12 protein-coding genes are annotated in these 20,787 nt (G+C 65.7%); 9 read left to right on the top strand and 3 right to left on the bottom strand.

Going from position 1 to position 20,787, the window contains the following annotated elements; all coding sequences use genetic code 11:
- Positions 1–71 precede the first annotated feature (71 nt).
- Positions 72–2,117 carry a tetratricopeptide repeat protein gene (locus FRC98_RS09305; protein WP_146981018.1) on the top strand — a complete coding sequence of 682 codons (2,046 nt, stop codon included), beginning with the start codon at positions 72–74 and terminating at the stop codon, positions 2,115–2,117.
- 139 nt (positions 2,118–2,256) lie between these two features.
- Positions 2,257–3,510: an alkaline phosphatase family protein gene (locus FRC98_RS09300; RefSeq protein ID WP_146981017.1), complete on the top strand. Its 1,254-nt coding sequence runs from the start codon at positions 2,257–2,259 to the stop codon at positions 3,508–3,510.
- A gap of 3 nt (positions 3,511–3,513) precedes the next feature.
- Here FRC98_RS09300 and FRC98_RS09295 read toward each other — a convergent pair whose 3' ends face one another.
- Entirely contained in the window at positions 3,514–4,515 is a 1,002-nt protein-coding gene (locus FRC98_RS09295; protein WP_146981016.1) for an alpha/beta hydrolase, read from the bottom strand.
- Between the two features lie 7 nt (positions 4,516–4,522).
- Positions 4,523–5,269, bottom strand: a complete 747-nt coding sequence (locus FRC98_RS09290; RefSeq protein ID WP_230467457.1) for a fatty acid desaturase CarF family protein — start codon at positions 5,267–5,269, stop codon at positions 4,523–4,525.
- 230 nt (positions 5,270–5,499) lie between these two features.
- Here FRC98_RS09290 and FRC98_RS09285 point away from each other — a divergent pair, with 230 nt between their 5' ends.
- The 6 genes from FRC98_RS09285 (at position 5,500) to FRC98_RS09260 (ending at position 16,975) form a co-directional block, all read left to right on the top strand.
- Positions 5,500–6,462 carry a YihY/virulence factor BrkB family protein gene (locus FRC98_RS09285; RefSeq protein WP_146981014.1) on the top strand — a complete coding sequence of 321 codons (963 nt, stop codon included), beginning with the start codon at positions 5,500–5,502 and terminating at the stop codon, positions 6,460–6,462.
- Positions 6,463–6,601: 139 nt separating this feature from the next.
- Positions 6,602–9,493 carry a transglycosylase domain-containing protein gene (locus tag FRC98_RS09280; protein WP_146981013.1) on the top strand — a complete coding sequence of 964 codons (2,892 nt, stop codon included), beginning with the start codon at positions 6,602–6,604 and terminating at the stop codon, positions 9,491–9,493.
- 69 nt (positions 9,494–9,562) lie between these two features.
- Positions 9,563–10,018, top strand: a complete 456-nt coding sequence (locus FRC98_RS09275; RefSeq protein WP_146981012.1) for a hypothetical protein — start codon at positions 9,563–9,565, stop codon at positions 10,016–10,018.
- A gap of 153 nt (positions 10,019–10,171) precedes the next feature.
- A complete protein-coding gene (locus tag FRC98_RS09270; protein WP_230467456.1) occupies positions 10,172–11,587 on the top strand; it encodes a TolC family protein in 1,416 nt (471 codons plus the stop codon).
- The gene (locus tag FRC98_RS09265; protein WP_146981010.1) at positions 11,584–13,101 is read left to right on the top strand and encodes an efflux RND transporter periplasmic adaptor subunit; all 1,518 of its coding nucleotides are present in this window, start codon (positions 11,584–11,586) and stop codon (positions 13,099–13,101) included. Before FRC98_RS09270 ends, FRC98_RS09265 begins: the two co-directional genes overlap by 4 nt.
- Complete coding sequence (locus FRC98_RS09260) at positions 13,091–16,975, top strand: efflux RND transporter permease subunit (protein ID WP_146981009.1); 3,885 nt, start codon at positions 13,091–13,093, stop codon at positions 16,973–16,975. Before FRC98_RS09265 ends, FRC98_RS09260 begins: the two co-directional genes overlap by 11 nt.
- Before the next feature lie 35 nt (positions 16,976–17,010).
- Here FRC98_RS09260 and fni read toward each other — a convergent pair whose 3' ends face one another.
- On the bottom strand, positions 17,011–18,069 hold the full coding sequence (gene fni / locus FRC98_RS09255) for a type 2 isopentenyl-diphosphate Delta-isomerase (protein WP_146981008.1): 1,059 nt from the start codon (positions 18,067–18,069) through the stop codon (positions 17,011–17,013).
- A gap of 190 nt (positions 18,070–18,259) precedes the next feature.
- Between fni and FRC98_RS09250 the strand changes: the two genes are divergently transcribed.
- On the top strand, positions 18,260–20,779 hold the full coding sequence (locus FRC98_RS09250; protein ID WP_347342155.1) for a serine/threonine-protein kinase: 2,520 nt from the start codon (positions 18,260–18,262) through the stop codon (positions 20,777–20,779).
- Positions 20,780–20,787 lie beyond the last annotated feature (8 nt).

Raw genomic sequence — 20,787 nt, 5'->3', positions numbered from 1 at the left:
ACCTCTTCGCCCCCTTGAAACGATGCGAAGAGCCATCTCGTTTTTCCAACACGTTTCGTCCCGGACCCCGCATGAGTCAGAGCAAGTGGTCGAGTGATGAGCAGGCACTCTTCGATGCGCTGCACAGCTTGATGTCGGAGCATTTTGCCGAGGTGACCCCATCAAGCGCGCGGGCGATCTTCGATGAGGTGCTTGCCCGGCGAGAGCGCTCCGCTGCGCAGGAAAGCTCCGGGGGATGGACCGGGCGCATTGAGAAGGGCGTCGTCAGCCCTGTGGCTTCCACCCATCAGGGCGGGCGCGTGCGCGCCGATGTGGAGATCGTGGCCGAGAGCGATGATCTCATCGACAGCCTCCTGCATCAGATCCTGGAAGTTGGCGCGGTGCTGGTGCAGCTGGAGCACCCCCCGGGGCTCAATGAGATCGTGCAGGTGAAGTTGAGTTTTCCGCGCGCGCACCTGGAGGTGGAGGCGCGCGCTCGCGTGGTGCATCAGTCGGCGCGGGGCACCGCCATTGAGGTCTCCGGGTTGAGTCGCGAGGATCGCGTGGCGCTGCAGGCCATCGCCGATGATCGCCGCCGTGAAATCGAAGAGCAGGCCGCCGATGAGAGCGCCCCCGGGGTGCATGACTCCTTTCAGGACCATCATAGCGGGCCGGCGGTGCAGGTCGCCGATGATCCGATGCGTTCGTTTGCGCCTTACGGCTCGCGCCGAAGCGGCGTCAAACGCACCATGCAGACCACCGGACGGCGACGCTTCGACATGCCCGATCCGGATATGGATGTGGTGCGCTCCACCCAGCACTCGCTGGAGTCGGGGCTTGTCACCCGCGAGTTTTACGGCCCGGCGCCCCCCTGGTTTGAGCCCGATGGCGATCCCGATCGCGTCGAAGAGCTCGCCGGTGAGCGTGTGCTGGATATCCTCTTGCAGCTCTCCGCCAGCGGTTTTACCGGGGCGGTAACCCATCGCCACGGCAAAGAAGGTCGTCAGCTGCTCTTTGAGAGCGGCTACATTGTGGAGATCAGCAGCCAGCCGCGCACCCCGGGCTCGGAGCTCGGGCCGATGCTTCAGGCGGCCAACCGCATCACCAAGCGGCAGCTGGCGATGGCTGCGGCCCACGCCGATGAGCTGGGCACGACGCTGGCGCGCAGCCTGATGGAGCTCGACATCCTCGATCCGGAGCGCATCCGCCATGCCATCTCGGGCCGATTGACCTTTTTGCTGCGCGAGTTCTGCGAGGAGCGGGAGGGCAGCCTCCAGGTCTTTGATGCGTCGTCGTTGCCGGCGGACTTTTTGCCTCAGCCGCCTCTGCGCGTGCACGTGGCGGTGGAGCGCATCATCTACGATCGCCTGGTGCGCGGGCTCTCGCAATGTTCGGCCAGGGAGCGCGAGCAGACCATGGCGCCCGAGCTCGACACCTACCCGGAGGTGCTCGTTCAGGAGCGCGATCGCCTGGAGCGCGCGGTGAGCGCCGCCTCGCAGATTCGCCTGGTCGATAAGGTGCTCAACGGGCGGCGGAGGTTGCGCGAAGTTCTCACCGAGAGCGCGCTTCCGCCGGCGGAGACCTTCGCTGTGGTCTTCGCGCTGCACCGGATGGGACTTCTGCACTTTGATCGTTCGTTGCACCAGACGGTGGTGCGTGAGCGTCTGCGCGAGAACGTCACCGTGAAGTACCTCAGCGTGCATAAGGCGAGTTATTTTGAGGTGCTCAACGTGCACTGGTCGAGCTACTCGGAGGTCATTGAGAAGGCGTACCACGAGCTTCAGGCGCAGTTTGATCCGCAGCGTGTGCCCGCCGAGCTCGAAGAGGAAGTGCATCAGCGGGTGCGCGAGATCAATGAGCGGGTGGAGGCGGCGTATGCCGCGCTGGCCAAGCGCCCCACGCGTCACGGATACCGAACCCGGATCATGCCGGAGTACAAGCTCGCCCACGCGGTGCCGCTCTTTCTCAAGCAGTCGGAGTTGGCGGAGCGTCGCGGGCAGTGGGCCGAGGCGCGCGACGCGGTGCGTCGGGTCCTGGAGATCGATCCGGAGAACGCCGAGGGCCAGCGACGGCTCAAGCGTTACGAGCAGATCATCGATCAGGGCATCTCGCCAGATCCGGCCGATACCAACCAGTAGTTATCCAGGCAGCGACGCCTGCTTCGTCGGCTTTTTTCGGCTAAAGCCTCCGGTTGTATTCGGGGCGCGAGGAGGTCGTGCATGCGCGCTGCCTTATCTTTTAAAGCGAACAACCTGAAGGGTTTTGAAGGGAGGTGACATGGAACGCATCAACTTGTTGCAGGAACTCGTCGTCAAGAACCAGAGCAAGATCCTCTTCTGGGTCTTCGACGGCATCGGCGGGCTGCCACATCCGGAGACCGGAAAGACCGAGCTTGAGACGGCGAACATCCCGGCGATTGACGCCTTTGCGCGCTCGGCCAGCTGCGGTGGGCTTGTGCCGCACGGCGCCGGCGTGACCCCGGGGAGTGGGCCCGGGCACCTCTCGCTCTTTGGTTATCCGCTCGACCAGTTTGACCTTCCCCGCGGCGTGCTCGAGGTGCTGGGCGCCGAAGATGTTTTCTTCAACGGGGAGCTGGCCAGCGATGTCAGCATTCGCGCCGGTGATCTGGCCATGCGCGGCAACTTCGCCACGCTGGAGAAGCGCGGTGACCAGCAGGTGATCTCTGATCGGCGCGCCAACAAGATCGCCACCGCCGAGAGCCGGCGGGTCTGCCAGAAGCTCAGCCGCGAGCTCTCGGTGGAGGGTTATGAGATTTACGTTTATCCGGGCAAAGAGCACCGCTTTGCGCTGCTCCTGCGCGGTCCGGGCCTTGTGGGAGGGCTCAGCGACGCCGACCCTCAGAAGAGCGGTGTGCCCCCCAAACCGGTGGAGGCGGAGAGCCCCGAGGCCGAGCGCTCCGCGTCGATCGTCAATGAGATCATCGCCCAGGCCACCCGCATCCTCGCGGAGGAGCCCGAGGCCAACACCGTTCTGTTGCGCGGCATCGGCGCCGCCCCCAGCATTCCTACACTCGAGGAGCTCTACGGCATTCGCGCCGCGGCGATCGCGACCTACCCGATGTACAAGGGCATCGCCCGCCTTGTGGGTATGGATGTGCTGGAGGTCGGCTCGATGGAGCACGCCGATGAGGTCGAGACGCTGGAGGCGGCGTTCGACCAGTACGACTTCTTTTACCTGCACATCAAAGAGACCGACGGCTTTGCCCACGTCTTTGATTTTGACGGAAAAGTCGGCGTCTTTGAGAGCTGCGACCCCCTCTTTAAGAAAGTCACCGAGATGGGCTTTGATGTGATCGCGCTGACCGGCGACCACTGCACGCCTGCGATTCTGGGGGATCACTCCTGGCACCCGATCCCCACCGCGCTCTGGTCGAAGACCGTGCTCAGCGGGGGTGTGGAGGCCTTTAATGAGCGCGAGGTGCTCGGGGGAACGCTGGGGCTTCGCGCCTCGCGCGACCTGCTTCCGCTGGCGCTCGCTGAGGCGCGGCGTTTCAACAAGTTTGGCGCCTGAGCCTCAGCCCCCCGAATCCATGGCGGGCCCGTGCTGCTGCAAGAAGGCGAAGGTGTCTTCCCAGCAGCGCCGGGCCTGCTCTCTCCACACAAAGGCATGAAAGGCGTGCACCTCGCCAGGGTAGTAGCGATCGACGACCGGTGTCTCAAGCCGGCGCAGCGCTTTTGCCAGGCGCCGGGTGTCGTCGAGGATGGGATCGCGCGTTCCCACAGGGGTGAAGAAGGGGGGCAGGGGGCGCGCAAAAGCCTCAGGGCCCGCCAGAGACTCGATGAGTATCAGGGGGTTGGCCCAGCGCTCCGAGCGCCGCTGCGCGTAGCTGGAGGCTCCAAGATAGGCGTTTGAGACCTCTTCGATGCGATCGTAGAGCCAGCCGGGGAGTTTTTTGCGCCGTCGGAAGCGATCCGGGTCGGAGACCTGCAACATGCCGCAGGCGGCGATGGTGGCCGTGGGGCGAACTTCGCGATCAAAGAGTTCCTGCAACCAGCCCGGCTCGGCGCGCAGACTCGTGGCCAGGGTCAGCGCACACGCCAGATTGGCACCCGCCGACTCCCCGGCGATCACCAGGCGGTCGGGGTCCCCTCCATACTCGCCGATGTGATCCTGGACCCACCCCAGCGCGCGGCTCGCGTCGACGAGCGCCGCCGGAAAGGGGTGCGCCGGGGCCAGGCGGTAATTGATGTTGACCACCACAAAACCCGCGCGCGCAAAGGCCAGCCCCATCACCCAGTGGGTGTCTTTGGAGAGGATGCGAAAGCCGCCGCCGTGCACATAAAAAAGTACCGGCGCATCGTCGCAGTCGATGGGCCGGTAGATATCGAGCAGATGAGCTTCAAGCCCACTCTCACGGTAGGGGATGTCGCGCAGGCGCTCAATGCCGTGGACGTCGGGGCGAGCCTTCGGGTGCAGCGCGCCGACTGCGGCCAGGCCCTCGAACATCGAGGCGATGGCCGGACCGGCTGCACGCCGAAGCAGCGCGCCGGCCGAGGGGGGAAGGACGGGCGCCATTATTGTCTCAGGCCTGCTGGTTGCGCGCCGCGTCGGGCTGGTCGTGCACCGTCTTGATGCCAAACGCGCGTCGCGCCACGTTTTCGAGCGTCTCAAAGAACTTGATGCGCTCGAGGATCGGGTTCAGCCAGCCGCAGGTGATGCAGTAGTAGGTGTCGTAGGGCGCGGTGTGGTGAAAATCGTGGTTGGTGGGCGTCAGGATCAGGTTGAAGCGCTGCAGAAGGCGAATGTAGCCCGGCGGGTTGTCCATATGCGCCCATTTATGGAACTGGTTGGTCATGAACACCCCGCAGGTGAAGGTCACCGAGAAGGCCAGCACCAGCAGCTGCCAGATCTGGGTCGGATCGGTAAAAAAGAGCGCGATGGGCACCATGTAGAGCGCCAGCACGATCGAGTTGTTGCCGTTGACCGTCACATAGTCGTGCTCGCAGATGCCCTGGGGGTGGGTGTGGTGGTCGCGAAAAGGTTTCACAAAGCGCTCGCCAAGCACCGGGGTCTCTTCGCTGCCGAAGGTGTCGCCCATCCAGTGCACAAAGCCCGAGGCGAAGTCCGCGCCCACGTAGCCCATCACGGCCGTCAGGGGAACGAGCCAGGCGGCGGTCTGCCACCCCAGCACGCTGAGCCCGCTGATGGCGCGGGCGCTGATCACCACCACGAGCGCAAAAAAGCTCAAGATCGCGACGATTTCCAGGATTCGGTGCAGGGGAGAGTAGTCAAAGTCACGACTGAAGAAGGACTTGATCATCGAAGGCATCATACAGCTCGATTGCAAAAGGGGTTTCAGCGGGCCGGCCGCATGGCGAGATACATCGCGCGCGGGCAAAGGTTGCAGCGGCCGGGGGCGCTCATCGTTGGAGGCTAAATAAGCACTCAGAGCGCAATGACCAGCGGTTGACGAACGCGTCTTCGGTGGTGAGATTGCTGCCACCGAAGCACGACCGAATCTATCAACGTTGGTGGCCGCAAAACCTAAGGAAAGACGGCATGAAAATCAAGGAGAGGGCGCTTGAAGTGCTCGCCCCCATCATGCCCTTTTTGAGTTTTGTGGGGCAGGCGTTCAAGGAGTGGAACGATGATAAGGCGTTGCGGTTGGCCGCGGCGCTGGCGTTCTACTCGGTCTTCTCGATGGCGCCGCTTTTGGTGATCGGCATCGCGGTGGCCGGGCTGGTCTTCGGTGAGGCGGCGGTGCAGGGCCAGGTCGTCGGTGAACTTGAGGAGTTTGTGGGGCTCGATGCGGCGAAGTTCATCGAGGAGATGCTGCGCGGGGTGCGCATCAATGAGACGGGCCTGGGAGCGACGCTGGTGAGTCTGGGGACGATGCTCTTTGGCGCGCTGGCGATCTTTGCGGCGCTGCAGGACGCCCTCAACATGATCTGGAGGGTTCAGGCCAACCCCGACAAAGGGATCCTCTACACGATCAAACGCCGCCTGCTGGCGTTCTCGATGGTGCTTTTTTTCGGGCTGCTGCTGATGGGATCACTTCTGGTGGGCTCGATCATCGCGGTGGTGGAGACCTATTTTGCCTACCTGATCACCACCCCGGTGTGGCTGTGGAGGCTGGGTGATAGCGTAGTCTGGTTGATCTTTTTTACCGCCGTTTTTGGCGCGATGTACAAGGTGTTGCCCGATGTGAAGATGGCCTGGCGGGATGTGTGGGTGGGCGCAGCGATGACGTCGGTGCTCTTCGGGCTGGGGAAGTTCGCGATCAGCACCTATCTGGGGCGCTCCGGGGTGGGCTCGGTGTTCGGGGCGGCGGGCACCCTGGCGGTGATTCTGGTCTGGATTTATTACTCCTGGGTCATCGTGCTCTTTGGCGCAGAGCTCACCCAGGTGTGGGCGCGGCGAGTGGGCTCGGGGATTGCGCCGGGACCGGGGGCGGTGGTGCGCCCGAAGTACGAGCGTGAAGATCCCCACGAGGAGATGAAGGGCGCAGCGCCGGCCGAGTAGCTCGCCAGACGCAATGAGGTTGGGCTGGCGAGGGGGAAGGGCGGCGGCGGGGTGTTTATCTTTGAGTTGATGGGCGTGCGTGGGCGGTCGTTTGAGACGGCAACGCTCGCATCGCATACGTCAACTTGGAGGTGGAGGGATGTCCAGGGCGCCCTGGTGGGTATCGGTGACGGTGGTGCCGGGTCTGGTGCTGCTCAGCGCGCTGGCGGTGGTGTGGCAGGAGGTGCGCACCTCGGCGCTGCAGTCCGCCATGGGGGTGAGCCTGGCTCGCCAGGCGGTGCCCGTTTACCGCGTGCAGGCCGGCGCTACGCCGCCCTCCATCGAGGCCCCCGATGGGCCCTGGGATCGCGCCCGCGGCTATGCCAACCATCGTGAGATGGTGGCGCATTTGCAGGAGCGCGGCTTTGAGGTGGTTGCGGCCGCTCACGCGCCGACGTCTGCTCCAGGGGGAGCGTTTTCGGATCAGATCTATCCCATCTTTGCGCTGGAGCCTCAGGCCGGGCTGACGTTAACCGATCGCGCCGGGAGAACGCTGGAGCGCTGGAGTTATCCCGAGGTGGTCTGGAAGACGCCGCCACGCCTGGCGATGGACGCAGCCAGGCTCCTGGAGAACCGCGCGCTCTCCGAGCGCGCGCATCCCTACACCAACCCGGCCGTAGACTGGACGCGCCTGGGGGTGGCGACCGTCAGCCAGGTGCGCGCCCGCCTGGGCAGCGACGCGCCGGCCATCGGGGGCTCCACCCTGGCGGTGCAGATGGAGAAGTTTCGCCACTCCCCCGACGGGCGAACTTCCGGCACTCGGGAAAAAGCCCGCCAGACGCTCACCGCCTGGCTGCGCACTTACCATCAGGGGCGAGCGGCCGACGCCTGGGCTGAGCAAATCGTTGTGGATTGGCTCAACTCGGTGCCGCTGGGCCATAGGCCGGGTTACGGGCCGGTTCAGGGCGTCTTTGAAGGCATGTGGGCCTGGTTTGGTCGTCCGCCTGAAGAGGTTGCGCAGGGGTTAAATCGCCAGCGCAGTGATGCGCAGCGCGCGCAGCTCGAGCGCGAGATGCTCGCCCTGATCATTGCCCAGCAGCGCCCCGCGCGCTACCTCCCCGGTGGTCTCGACGCGCTGGAGCGGCGCGTCGACGCTCTGGTCAACACTCTGGTGGATGAGGGGAAAGTAACCCGCGAATGGGGTCATGTGATCGCCTCACGATCATTATCGGTGAAGAAAGCCCCGTCAAAACGTCCCGTAAAGGGGGGAGGAGGTTACCTGAGCGCGCTCGCTGCCCGGCAGTGGGGGGCGCTCAGCGGTGAGGAGCGTGCGGTGATGCGCCAGCGCGATGCGCAGGTGACCACAACCTACGACGCAGCGCTTCAGGAGGCGTTGCGCCGTGAGATCGAGGCCGCTCAACCTCCGGCGCGCACAAGCGTTGCGATCTTCGCCCGAAGCGCCGGCCGACTCGAGCCCCGCGCCATCGTCGACACCGAGCCTCGCGTCGTGGATCTGAGCACGGAGGGGCGCGTCGACCTGGGCTCAACCTCAAAACTTCGAGTGCTTGTCTCGTATCTGAGCGCGGTGGAGACGATCTTTGAGGAGCGCGCCGCAGGAAGCCCCGTGGCCTCCGACCCCCTCAGCCAGTTTGTCACCCGGGAGCTCACGGCCGACCCGGTTCTTCCCCTCGATGAGCTTCTGGAGCGCGCCCTGCAACGCCCCGTCTCCGCCGACCCCGATGAGGTGTTTTACACCGGCGGCGGCCCCCATGAGTTTCAGAACGTCAACCCGGAGCATGATACGCGCTACTTCAACGTGGCCTCGGCCTTTGTCGCCTCGGCCAACCTTCCTTTTGTGCGTCTGCTGCGGGAAGTTGTGGCCTTTCATGCCCATCGCATCTACGGCGCGCCCATTGAGGCGGTTGTGGCCGGGGAGCATCCGCGTTTCGACGAACTTTTTGAGCGTCATCTGAAGATGTCGGCCGAGCGCCTGGTGCGCGACGCCTACTTTCGTCACCACCACAGCGACGTTTCAATGATGGCTCGCCAGGCCCTGGCCGGTCTTGAGCCCACCGACGTCCGCTGCGCCCGGCTTCGCCGGGCGATTGGCAGCGCCGCGACGTTGGATGCCTCCCACCCCTGTGCCGACGCCTCGCTTGCGACAGACGCACCCGCTGACGTCGAACCCTGGGACGATCAAGACCCTCTGGAGCTGGCCGCCATCGCGGCCCTTGTCGAAAACCCCGAGGCCTCGCTCACCGAGGTGATGCTCGCCACGGCCAACATCCGCTCCGACGCCCGCGACTGGGTCGCCGCACACACCACCGCAATCGACACCCGGCGCGGCGTCCACTATGCCGTCGAGGAAGAGGTGTTCGGGGTGTTGCAAAAGGAGTGGGCGCGCGCAGGCTACCCCTTTGAGCGGCTGACTCCCTCGCTGGCCACGGCGCTGGGGAGCTCCGGCGACCGGCCCGCCTCCCTGGCCCTGCTTGTCGCCGCGGTGCGCGCCGGCGGGTTGGTCCCGCGGCTTGATAGCGTTGAAGGGGTGCGTCTTTTTGAGGGCACGCCCTACGAGACCTGGCTTCGCCCGGCGCCGACGCCGCCGGTGCGCGCGTTTGGCCCGGAGGTCGCCCGCGCCGTGGAGAAGTTGTTGCTTCGTGTGGCCGAGCGTGGCACCGGCCACGCCACCGATGCGCCCTGGCAGATCGGCCAGACGACCTGGGAGGTCGGTGGAAAGACGGGTACCAGCGACCACGTTCTGCTGATCCGCGACCGCGACGGCCGCGTTATGGAGCGCCGACCGGTGGCCCGAAGCGGCGCCTGGGTGTTTTTTGCAGGCCCCTGCCTGGTGGGCACCGTGGTGATGTTCGAACAAGGCGAAGACGCCGCCACACATCACTTTCACGGAGGCGACGCTGCCGAGCTCAGCCGCGCGGTGCTGCGGGCTATTGAGGCCGCCGACGCTCAGAGCCATCTCTGCGAGGCGCCCGAGGCTTCCAGCGTTCGATCTCCTGGCGACCGGGGCGATTCTGCATCGGATCTGGACGAATAAGTTTGTCGTGCGTAAGGTTGCACCCCTGAGAGGCGTCATGTTGACGTGACTGACCTCGGGAGCCTTCTTATGAATCTGTCCATCCGCATCGAGACCTTGCTGGGTCCGCTCTTCATGGCGATTTTTGCCATCGCGTTGAGCGTGCCCTGCCTCTGCGCGTCTGCGCAGGCCTCGGTGGTGAGCGTGCAGACGAGCCCGGGGGCGTGTTCCTGCTCCCACGGCGAAGGCTCCGACGACTCTGAGGACAAGGAGTGCTGCTGCGGTTGCGATATGGCCGAAGAGGCTCCCCAGGCCCCGGTAGTCGCTGATACCTCGGGAGCCGTCACGACCGGAGAGCTGCGCCCGCAGCTCCTGGCCGCGCCCCTTCTCGTAGAGCTGCCCGCGCCCGGAATGCCCGAGGGCATTCTGCTGGCGCAGAGCGCGGCTCACGATCCCTCGCCACCCTGGCGATCCCCCCCTCCCGGTGTGGAGCATGCTACAGATGCAGCTCCGACCTACCTGCGAGTGCAGACGCTGCGTCTTTGATGACGCGCGCCTTCGATGAGGCGCGCGCCTGCCGGCGCTCAAGTGCATTCGTCCCTTTAAAATGAGCATCGCAAGGGCTTTTGTGATCGTATTGCGATCATAGATTGAGCTTTTGTGCGGATTGAGCCCCGAATGGGCTCAAGAGGTAGGACCATGCCAACGCATTCGCGGCGCGTGTCAGTCGCGCTGTGCACGTGGGTCATGGCGCTGGGAGCAAGCGGGCTTCTTGCGTCCACCGCCAGCGCTCAGGAGCGCAGCGACACCGACCCTTCGCCAGACAACGCTCCCCACCAGGGCGAGCATCATCGCCGGGCGCCGGCGGCGATGCCCTCCGGTGAGACCATCGCCGCGCTGGATGAGCGCGCCCTGGAGAATCACCCCAGCGTGCGCGCCCCGGCGTCGCGCGCCGAAGAGGCCGCACTCGCCGCCGAGGTGGAAGAGGGCCGCTGGCCCGAGCCTCGCGTCGAGTACATGGCCGAGATCAGCACGCCCTGGGCGGCGCATCTGACTACCGACCATATGGTCACGCTGATGCAGACCATCCCCTGGCCGGCCACGCGCCGCGCCAGCGCCGCGCCGGCCCGCGCGATGGAGCAGGGCGCGCGCGCCGAGGAGCGCGCCGCCGCTCACCGGGTGCTTCGCGATGTGCGCCGGGAGCTTGTGGCCATTGCCCGCGCCCGGGAGATGCTCCTGCATATCGATGAGGAGGCCGGGCTGGTGGCCGATGTACGTCGCATCATTGAGGCGACGCTCTCGGTGGGGCGAGCGGAGCATGCCGATCTCTATCGCCTGCAACTCGCTGAGGCGCGCCTTGAAGATATGCGCCAGGAGGAAGAGGCGATGTTGCATGCGGCAAAAGGGCGTCTGGCCAACCTGCTGGGCGTGGGCGTTGACGCGCTGGAGCTGCCCGAAACCACCGCCATCCTCGACTGGACTCTCGATCTTCCCCCGCGCGATGAGCTCGCAAAAATGATCGAGGCGGGCTCGCCAGCGCTGGCGCGTTTTGAGGCTGAGCGCGCCCGGGCTCGCGCTCAGGAGGAGCTTGTGGAGCGCCAACTTCGTCCGCCTCCCCAGGTCATGATCGGCTACGGAAATATGGCCCCGATGTACAGCCACGATGATCCGCGCCACGACGTCTTTCAGGTGGGCTTCTCGATCGCGCTGCCGATCTGGGGCGGGCGCTACGGCACCGAGGCGAGGCGCTGGCAGGCCAGCGCGTCGGCCTCCGAGGAGGCGCGCGCCGGGGCGCTGCGCGAGCTTCTGGCGCAGATGGAGTCAGCCCGCGCTCGCGCCACCCAGGCCGACGAGCGTGTGGAGGCCTACCGCGAAGAGCTCATGCCCATGGCATCGCTCGTGAGCGCCGAGGTGCTCACCGGCGTGGAGGTCGGTCAGCGCTCGGTGACCGACTATCTGGGCGCGGTGCGCGAGGAGTGGGACCTGCACGGCCGCTACCTCGAACTCAAAGCCGAACGCGCCAACCAGATTATTGAACTTCAATACTTAAGCGCCGGCCAGCTCGCTGCTGAGAGCCCCTGGGCCTACCCGGCCACCCTGCGAGGTCAACAATGAAGATCACCCAATCACGCAGCGCGCTGGCGTTGTTTGCTGCTTTTATCCTGATGAGCGCATCGGTCGGATGCTCCGATGAGACGTCCCACGCAGAGGAGGCGGGTGCTGCATCTGAGAGCGCTGCCGAAGATGCTCCGGCCCAGGAATATGTCTGCCCGATGCACCCCCAGGTCCGTCAGGACGGCCCGGGCACCTGCCCGATCTGTTTTATGGATCTTGTGCCGGGGGGCTCCAGCTCCGACGAGGGCGACGTCCCGTCTGTGCGGCTCTCGGAGGGCGCCCGACGCCTGGCAGGCGTCGCCAACGCCCGGGTGCAGGCAGGCCCGCTCGACGATCATCTGGAGGTCTTTGGTCGACTCGAAGTCAGCGAGCAGGCCGAGGTTGACCTGAGCGCCTGGGTGGGCGGTCGCATTGAGCGCCTCTACGTCAACGCCCGCGGTGAGACGGTCAAACGCGGCCAACGCATCGCACGCATCTACAGCCCCGAACTTCTCAGCGCACAGCAGACCCTGATTCAGGCGCAGCGCAACCTCGAAGACGCCCGAAGCGTCGACAGCCCCTCGCGCACGGCGGCCGCCCAGGCCTCGATGCGCGCGGTGCGCGATGAACTTCGCCTGCTCGGCATGGAGACGCGCCAGATCGATGCGGTGCTCGCTGAGGGCGTCGCCCGCGAGACGGTCGATGTCTTTGCCCAGGCCAGCGGTACGGTGCGTGAACGCCAGGTCTCGGTGGGCGACTATGTGACTACCGGTCAGTCCATCGTCTCACTGGCCGCGCTCGACACGGTCTGGGCCCAGCTGGAGATCTTCGAGCAGGACATCCCCCGCGTTTCGGTCGGCCAACCGGTCGAGGTGACCATCCCCGCCCTCAATCGCACCCTGGAGGGGCGAGTGGACTTTATCGCGCCGGAGATCGAGCCACAGCGGCGCGTGATGCTCGCGCGGGTGCCGCTTCCCAATGAGGGGGGCGAACTTCGCCCGGGCATGTTTGTGGAAGCCTCACTGGAGCGCCGCGTCGGCGATGACGATCTTCTTTCATTGCCCTTCAGCGCGGTGTTGTGGACGGGGCCGCGCTCGCTCGTGTACCAGCTCGATCCCGCGCTCGAACCGCCGGCTTATGTTCCGGTGCAGGTCGAACTCGGCGAACGCATCGGCGACCGGGTGATCATCGAAGATGGCCTTAAAGCCGGCGACGAAGTCGCCGCGCAGGGGGCTTTCCGCATCGACGCCTCGCTGCAAATCCGCGGTGGGCCCTCGATGATGAGCGAGCAGAACGATCTCGAGCCGGTGGAGGTCGCCCCTGAGGGTACTCGCTTTGAGCCGCCCATCGATCCGGCGCGTCTGCCCGACGGGGTCTGGTACTGCGAGATGGGCACCACCCACTACGCCCAGCATGAATCGGGCGAATGCCCGGTCTGCGGGATGTTTTTGGAGGAGAAGGGCGCCGGCGATGACGATGCCGGCGACGATGCTCACCAGGGCCACGATCACAGCGGGGGAAATCATGCACACTGATACCTCCTCAACCTCCTTTATCGGGCGTCTGATCGAGGGCGCGCTTCAGCAGCGCTTGTTGGTCGTCGTCTTTACGCTGGCCGCGATCGGCTGGGGCCTTTACGTCGCACCGATGGATCTGGGGGCGGGTGAACCCGGCGATCCGGTGCCGGTCGACGCCATCCCCGACCTTGGCGAGAACCAGCAGATCGTGTTCACGGAGTGGCCCGGGCGCTCCCCGCAGGATATCGAAGATCAGATCACCTACCCCTTGACCACCGCGCTGCTCGGAGTCCCCGGCGTTGAGACGATCCGCAGCACGAGCATGTTTGGCTTCTCGTCGATCTACGTGATCTTTGAGGAGGACGCCGAGTATTACTGGACGCGTGCGCGCCTGGTCGAGCGCCTGGCGAGTCTTCCCGGCGGACTGCTGCCGGAGGGGGTCGCGCCGCAGCTCGGCCCTGACGCCACCGCGCTGGGGCAGGTCTTCTGGTACACGCTCGAAGGCCGCACCCCCGATGGGGAGCCCGCCGGCGGGTGGGGGCCCGAGGAGCTTCGCACCCTGCAAGACTTCACGGTGCGCTACGCCCTGGCCAGCGCTCCTGGCGTGGCTGAGGTGGCCTCGATTGGCGGGCACGTACGGGAGTACCAGGTCGAGGTCGACCCGGCTCGCCTTCGCGCCTACGACGTCACATTGGCCCAGGTGGCCGACGCGGTGCGCCAGTCCAACGCCGAGGTGGGCGCACGTACCACCGAGATCAACGGGGTGGAGTACCTGATCCGCGGGGTGGGCTACGTCGAATCGCTCGATGATATCGCCCGCGCGCCGGTGGTCACCCGCGACGGGGTCACGGTGACGGTCGACGAGGTGGCGCGTGTGACCACCGGCCCGGGCATCCGCCGCGGCGCGCTCACGCGCAGCGGGGTGGAGGCGGTCGGCGGCGTGGTCACCGCGCGCTACGGCGCCAACCCCAAACAGGTCATCGACGAGGTCAAACACGCCATCGACGAGGTGCAGCGCGCCTTGCCCTCGCGCACCCTGGAAGACGGCACTGTGAGCCAGGTCACGGTCGTGCCTTTTTACGATCGTTCCGAGCTCATCGATCGCACCCTGGGCACGCTCAGCCTGGCACTCTACCAGCAGATCCTGATCACCGTGCTCGTGGTGATGCTGATCATGCTGCATCTGCGCGCGAGCCTGCTCGTCTCGGCGCTCTTGCCTCTGGCAGTGCTCATGACTTTTGTGGCCATGAAGTACACCGGCGTTGACGCCAACGTGGTGGCGCTCGCCGGCATCGCGATCGCGATCGGCACGATGGTCGATATGGGCATCATCATGACCGAGAACATCGCCCAGCACCTCGATGAGGCCCCCGACGATGCGCCGCGTCTGGCGGTGATCGGCCGAGGCGCCTCGGAGGTGGCGCCGGCGATTCTCACCGCGATCACCACCACGGTTGTGAGCTTTCTGCCGGTCTTTTTGCTCACCGGTCAGGAGGGCAAACTCTTTACTCCGCTGGCCTTCACCAAGACCTATGCGCTGGTGGCGAGCCTGATCATCGCGATCTTCATCATCCCCACCGCAGCAAGCTGGGTGCTGGGGGCGCGCGCCCGCTCGCTTCGCTCGCGTCTTCTTCTGGGGCTGGCCGCCACCGCCGGCGCTCTCGCGCTCACCTTCACCGTCCACGCCGGCATTGGCGTGGCCCTTCTGATCTCCAGCCTGGCCTGGATCATCGACGATGTGCTCAAAGCCCGTGGCTTCTGGCAGGACACCCCCGCGCACATCTGGGCGCGCCGCGCGCTGCGATGGGTCGGGCTTGCCGCAGTCGTCATCGTCGTCACCTGGTTGCTCACCACCTCCTGGATGCCTTTGGGAGCGGGGCAGGGCGTCGTCGCTAACCTGATCGTCGTGGCGCTCGTCGTCGGCTTTGTGCTGGGCTCCTTTTCGCTCTTTCGCATCGCCTACCCGACGCTTTTGCGCTGGATTCTGGCTCATAAAGCCGTCTTTTTGCCCGCCCCGGCGCTCGTTGTGGTCCTGGGGCTGACGATCTGGCTGGGCTTTTCGGCCACGTTTGGCTGGATGCCCGACGCCTTTCAGAAGAGCGCGCCCGGTCAATGGCTCCATCACGCCTTCCCGGGGCTGGAGCGCGAGTTCATGCCCGATCTCGATGAGGGTACCTTTCTCTACATGCCCTCGACCATGCCGCACGGCTCACTGGGTGAGGCCCGCGACATGCTCGCGAGCCTCGATCTTCTCTTTGAGACGGTGCCCGAGGTGGAGGTCTCGGTCGGCAAGCTCGGCCGCGCCGAGAGCGCGCTCGATCCGGCGCCGGTGGCCATGGTCGAGACGATCATTCAGTACAAACCCGAGTACGTGCTCGATGCGCAGGGCCGCCGCATGCGTTTTCAGGTCGACGCCGCTGGCGAGTTTGTGCGCGATGAGACCGGCGGTCTTATCGAAGATCCGAAGGGTTTGCCTTACCGCCAGTGGCGCGATGAGATTCGCCGCCAGGAAGACATCTGGGACGAACTCGTCGATGTGGCGCGCCATATCCCCGGCCTGACCACCGCGCCGCTTTTGCAGCCGATCAGCACGCGTCTGGTGATGTTGCAGAGCGGCATCCGCGCGCCGATGGCGGTACGGTTGCAGGGCGAGAGCCTGGAGGATCTGGCGGACGCCGCGCTGAAGATTCAGGAGCTTTTGCGCGAGCATCCCCTGGTCAACCAGGGGGCCGTCAACGCCGACCGTCCCGTCGGAAAGCCCTACCTCATCATCGAGCCCGACCGGGCTCACCTGGAGCGCTACGGCGTATCCATGGCGGCCTTCCAACAGGTGGTCGAGGCCTCGATCGGCGGCATTAGCGTCGGCCAGACCGTGGAGGGGCGCGAGCGATTTGAGATGCGCGTGCGTTATCCGCGCGAACTTCGCGATGATCCGGAGGCCATCGACCGCATTCTGGTGCCCACCGCCTCGGGCGCGCAGGTGCCCCTCAGCGAGATAGCGACGGTGAGCTACGAGCGCGGCCCGGAGATGATCCGCAGCGAGAACTCCGCGCTGGTGGCCTACGTGATGTTCGATGCGGCCGAGGGCACAAGCGAGGTCAGCGTGGTGGAGAGCGTGCGCCAGACCCTCGATCAGGCCATGGATCGCGGTGAGCTCAGCCTGGCCGAAGGCGTGCGCCTGAGCTTCGCGGGAAGTTACGAAAACTCCCTGCGTGCCGAGGCTCGCCTGCGCATTCTCGTGCCCTTGATCCTGGTGATCATCGCGCTCTTAATCTACCTGCAGTTTCGCTCGCTGCTCACTTCGCTCATCATCTTCAGCGGGGTGGCCGTGGCCTTCGGCGGCGGGTTTCTGCTCATCTGGCTTTACGGCCAGCCCTGGTTTCTGGACGTGAGTCTTTTTGGCGTGTCGATGCGCGAGATCTTCCAGATTGGCCCCATGAACCTGAGCGTGGCGGTGTGGGTGGGCTTTATTGCGCTCTTCGGCATCGGCGCCGACGACGGCGTGGTGATGGCCACCTACCTCAAACAACGCTTTGATGAGGGCAAGAGCGACACCATCGAGCAGGTGCGCGAGCGGGTGGTGGAGGCGGGGCTTCGCCGCATTCGCCCCTGTCTGATGACCACGGCAACCACGATTCTGGCGCTCCTTCCGGTGCTCACGAGCTACGGCACCGGCGCCGACGTGATGATCCCGATGGCGGTGCCGGCGGTGGGGGGCATGACCATCGCGCTTTTGACGCTCTTTGTGGTGCCCACGCTCTACTGCGCGGTCGAAGAGAGCAAAGTGCGCCTTGGCGAGTTTCGGGAAAGCGCGAGCTCTCAAGACCTGCCGGAGGATGAGCCAGCCTCAGAAGATGGGACGGCCTCAACCCCGGAGGTCGATGAGGACTGATAGGTTGCGCATTTCCGATGGCCGACCCGCGGCGCTCAGCGCCGCGGATCGGCCGCAAGCCAGCGCTCCAGGCGCGGGCCAATCATCTTCGGGGCCTGGCGAAGTTCGTCGACGTTGGACGATCCCGTCAGCGCCATGGCGGTGCGCAGCGCCGTGAGGCAGCGCTCGCCAAAGGCGCGCGCCCCGGGCGCGCCCTCGTTGTAGCAGGCCCGCAGCCAGGGGAGCGCCATGCCCGCGATGTCGGCGCCCAGCGCGATGGCGCGGGCCGCATCATAGCCGGTGCGCAGCCCGCCGGAGCCGATAACGTTCATTTCACGGCGCTTTGCGTACACGATCGAGGCGGCCGTGGGCACGCCCCAGTCCCAGTAGAGCTCACCCAGGGTCTGTTGTGCGGCCGGCGCGCGCATCGCCTCCACCCCGATCCAGGTGGTGCCCCCGGCGCCGGAGGTGTCGACGTGTTTGACGCCGATCTTCGCCAGGCGGTCGAGCGTGCGGGGAGAGAGCCCGCAGCCGGTCTCTTTGGCGATGACCGGCACCGAGAGCTCCTCGACCAGGCGCGCGATCGCGTCGATGCAGCCGCGGAAGTCGCGGTCGCCCTCGGGCTGAATCAGCTCCTGGCCGGGGTTGAGGTGCACGCAGAGCGCGTCGGCGCCGATCGCCCCCACCAGATCTTCGGTCTGGGCGGTGCTCATCTCGGCGGCCTGCACCGCGCCGATGTTGCCCAGCAGGCAGATATCCGGCGCCACATCGCGCACCTGGTAGGTGGCGGTGAGATCGGGGTTTCGGGCCATCGCCCGCTGGCTGCCCACGCCAAAGGCCAGCCCCAGCTCCTGGGCCACCATCGCGAGCTCTTTGTTGATGCGCTCGGCCTCCGGCGCTCCGCCTGTCATGCCGGTGATCAAAAGCGGCGCCTTTAAGCGTTTACCCGCAAAACTCGCGCTCAGATCGATGGCGTCCACATCGAGCTCCGGCAGCGAATCATGAAAAAGCTCCACCGCGTCGAGCAGGTTGGTCTTGATGCGCGCCTCCACATCCTGGTCGGCACAAAGTTCAATGTGGTCGCGTTTTCGATCGGAGATGTCCGGACGGCTCATACTTCACTCGCGGGCGTGGGGGAGGGCAGGGCGGCGAGTCCAGAGTGTCGCGGTGCTCGCCAGAAGGCTCATCGGGGCCCAAACCTGCACCCCACCCCCGGCGTTGTCCAGCGCTTCAGGGGCAAATGCTGCGATTGACGCTTGATAAGCCTCCTCCCTATACTCCGGCACCGATCGCGCCGCCAACTTAGTGCGCGCTGTACTTCAGCTGAACTTCTCCCCGGTGCTCGCAGCCTTTGCGGGCTGCCAGCCTCCAGAATTGCGACGCCGCGCGCAGGTCCACGTTTTGGAACGACCCCTTCTCTTTGGGAAATACACGCTCCTTGAGCGCGTCAGTGTCGGGGGCATGGCAGAAGTCTTCAGGGCCAAGCCCCTGGGCGCCCCGGACCCCAACCGCTACTTCGCGCTCAAGCGCATTCTGCCGCATCTTGCAGAAGACGAAGACTTCATCCGCATGTTCATCGATGAAGCCCGTCTTACCGTGCAGCTGCGTCACCCCAACGTGGTGCAGAATTTTGAGCTCGGGAAGTTCCAGTCGAGCTTCTACATCCTCATGGAGTTTGTGGCCGGCCAGGATCTGCTCGCCCTGCAGAAGCTGGTGCGCCGCCAGAACACGATCCTCTCGGTGGACATGGCCTGCCATATCCTCCACGAGATCGCCTGCGGCATGGACTACGTCCACCGCAAGACCGATGAGAACGGCAACCCCCTCAACATCATCCACCGCGACATCAGCCCGCAGAACGTGCTGGTGAGCTGGGATGGGCAGGTCAAGGTCATCGACTTTGGCATCGCCAAGGCCGCCTCACAGTCGACCCGCACCCAGGTGGGCGTGCTCAAGGGGAAGTTCGGCTACATGAGCCCCGACCAGGTGCGGGGCCACGACATCGACCACCGCAGCGACATCTTCGCGATGGGCACGCTCTTCTGGGAGCTGCTCACCAACCAGCGCCTCTTTCGCGGTGAGAGCCAGATCGAGACGATGCGGCTGATTCGAGATCCGCAGATCGACTCGCCATGCCTCTACAACCCGAAGGTGCCGCCGCAGGTGGAAGCCATCGTGATGCGCGCGCTGGCCGCCGAACGCGAAGATCGCTACCAGTGGGCCGGTGAGATGGCCGCCGATCTCAAAGCCTACCTCACTCAGCAGAAGCCGCCTTACCACCGCTCCCAGCTCACCACCTGGATGCGCAGCGCTTTTGCCGAGGAGTACGACGCCGAGAAGCAAAAGCGCGAGCGTTTTCGCCGCATCAACACCGCTGATGATGTTCGCCAGGTCTTCTCGCAGAACTACGGGCCGGGCGGCGCCGACGGCGACGTGGAGCTCGAAGAGGCCACCCAGATCTGGGATGTAGACGAGGCCCCCGATGAGGGTGTGGATCTCGACGCCTTCGTGGCCAACCACACCGTGGTGCAGGCCGGCGGGCTGGAACTCTCCGACTACGAGGCCTGGGCCGACGCACCCGACACCATCGATGAGACCCGCGATGAGGTTGACGCGCGCCTCGACGAAGTGCTCTCCGCCGAGCCCACCGGCCGCCACACCATGGCCTCGCCACGCCCCGCGCTTCGACCGAGCTTTGATGCGGAAGCCACCGATGTCACCGGGGTGGCCAATCCGCAGCGTGCGCTTGCGGCGATTCAAAACACCGGCACCCGCGAGTCGCCCCTGTTGGCCGGGGCCGCGCCGGCGGCTGCCCCTGTTTCTTCGGGGCTTGATGCCGGCACTCGCCGGCGCATCGTCGCAGCCTTTGTGACCGTGCTGGCGGTCGCGTTGCTCGGTACCGCCGCGCTCTATTTGATGATGCGCACGCCCCCCGAGCCCGCAGCGCCGCCTACGGCGACGCTGGACGTTCAGGTGGCGCCGGCGCAGGGCGTCAGCGTGTGGATCGATGGGGTCGAGCGGGCCCAGGGCTCCCCGGCCACGATCGCGGATCTTGCGCCCGGGACCTACGCCGTTGAGCTTCGCCACCCGGAGTTTGAACCGCTGGTGCGCTCCATCACCGTAGGAGCCGATGAGCGCGCGGAGCTTCGCGCGGATCTGGCGGCCGATCTCGAAGTGCAGCTGAGCTGGCAGCAGATCGACGGCCTGCGCGTCTTTGTAAACACCCAGGAGGTCAGCGTACGCGAGCGTTCCGACGCCTTACTGGGCCTGCCCCGCGGCCGCCACCTCATTGAGGCGCTGGCGCCGGGCCACAAACCCTTCAGTCATCATCTCATTGCCGAGATCGGTGCGGAGAATCGCGTCGAGATTGCCCTGGAGCCCTCCGACCGCCTGCTCATCGCTGGCGAGAGTGCCCACGAGGTCGTGCTCAACGGCCGCTCTTACGGCCCGCCGCCGGTGGTGCTCACCGACCTGAGCCCGGAGCGCGTTTACACCCTGGAGCTGGGTACCTTTAAGAGCGCCATCGGGTTTCCGGAGCTCGGCCTGGGGCGCATCGAAAGCGACGCCGTGCATGAACTTCCGGTGCGCGACAGCGACGATTACGGCTGGCTCAGCGTAGACACCGGTGAGGACTGGTGGAGCGTCTACATTGACGACATCAACACCGGGCTTGTGACCCCGATTGAGGGCGACGCGCGCATCCCGGTGGCCGCCGGCCAACGTACGCTGAGTTTTCGGCGAGGCGACCGCCAGGTCGACTTCAACATCGAGCTGCGCGCTGGCGAGGGCACCGGCTTTCGGCGCGACCTTCGCTTTGAGCTCTGATGGCGATG

Source organism: Lujinxingia vulgaris (assembly GCF_007997015.1).
Classification (GTDB): domain Bacteria; phylum Myxococcota_A; class Bradymonadia; order Bradymonadales; family Bradymonadaceae; genus Lujinxingia; species Lujinxingia vulgaris.
Note: the sequence above shows the minus strand (reverse complement) of the source record. Positions and strands in the feature narration are given on the sequence as shown.

Coding starts and splice junctions, on each gene's coding strand:
- FRC98_RS09290 (WP_230467457.1), bottom strand. CDS start 5,269: ATGCCTTCGATGATCAAGTCCTTCTTCAGTCGTGACTTTGACTACTCT.
- FRC98_RS09305 (WP_146981018.1), top strand. CDS start 72: ATGAGTCAGAGCAAGTGGTCGAGTGATGAGCAGGCACTCTTCGATGCG.
- FRC98_RS09285 (WP_146981014.1), top strand. CDS start 5,500: ATGAAAATCAAGGAGAGGGCGCTTGAAGTGCTCGCCCCCATCATGCCC.
- fni (WP_146981008.1), bottom strand. CDS start 18,069: ATGAGCCGTCCGGACATCTCCGATCGAAAACGCGACCACATTGAACTT.
- FRC98_RS09280 (WP_146981013.1), top strand. CDS start 6,602: ATGTCCAGGGCGCCCTGGTGGGTATCGGTGACGGTGGTGCCGGGTCTG.
- FRC98_RS09270 (WP_230467456.1), top strand. CDS start 10,172: ATGCCAACGCATTCGCGGCGCGTGTCAGTCGCGCTGTGCACGTGGGTC.
- FRC98_RS09295 (WP_146981016.1), bottom strand. CDS start 4,515: ATGGCGCCCGTCCTTCCCCCCTCGGCCGGCGCGCTGCTTCGGCGTGCA.
- FRC98_RS09275 (WP_146981012.1), top strand. CDS start 9,563: ATGAATCTGTCCATCCGCATCGAGACCTTGCTGGGTCCGCTCTTCATG.
- FRC98_RS09265 (WP_146981010.1), top strand. CDS start 11,584: ATGAAGATCACCCAATCACGCAGCGCGCTGGCGTTGTTTGCTGCTTTT.
- FRC98_RS09300 (WP_146981017.1), top strand. CDS start 2,257: ATGGAACGCATCAACTTGTTGCAGGAACTCGTCGTCAAGAACCAGAGC.
- FRC98_RS09260 (WP_146981009.1), top strand. CDS start 13,091: ATGCACACTGATACCTCCTCAACCTCCTTTATCGGGCGTCTGATCGAG.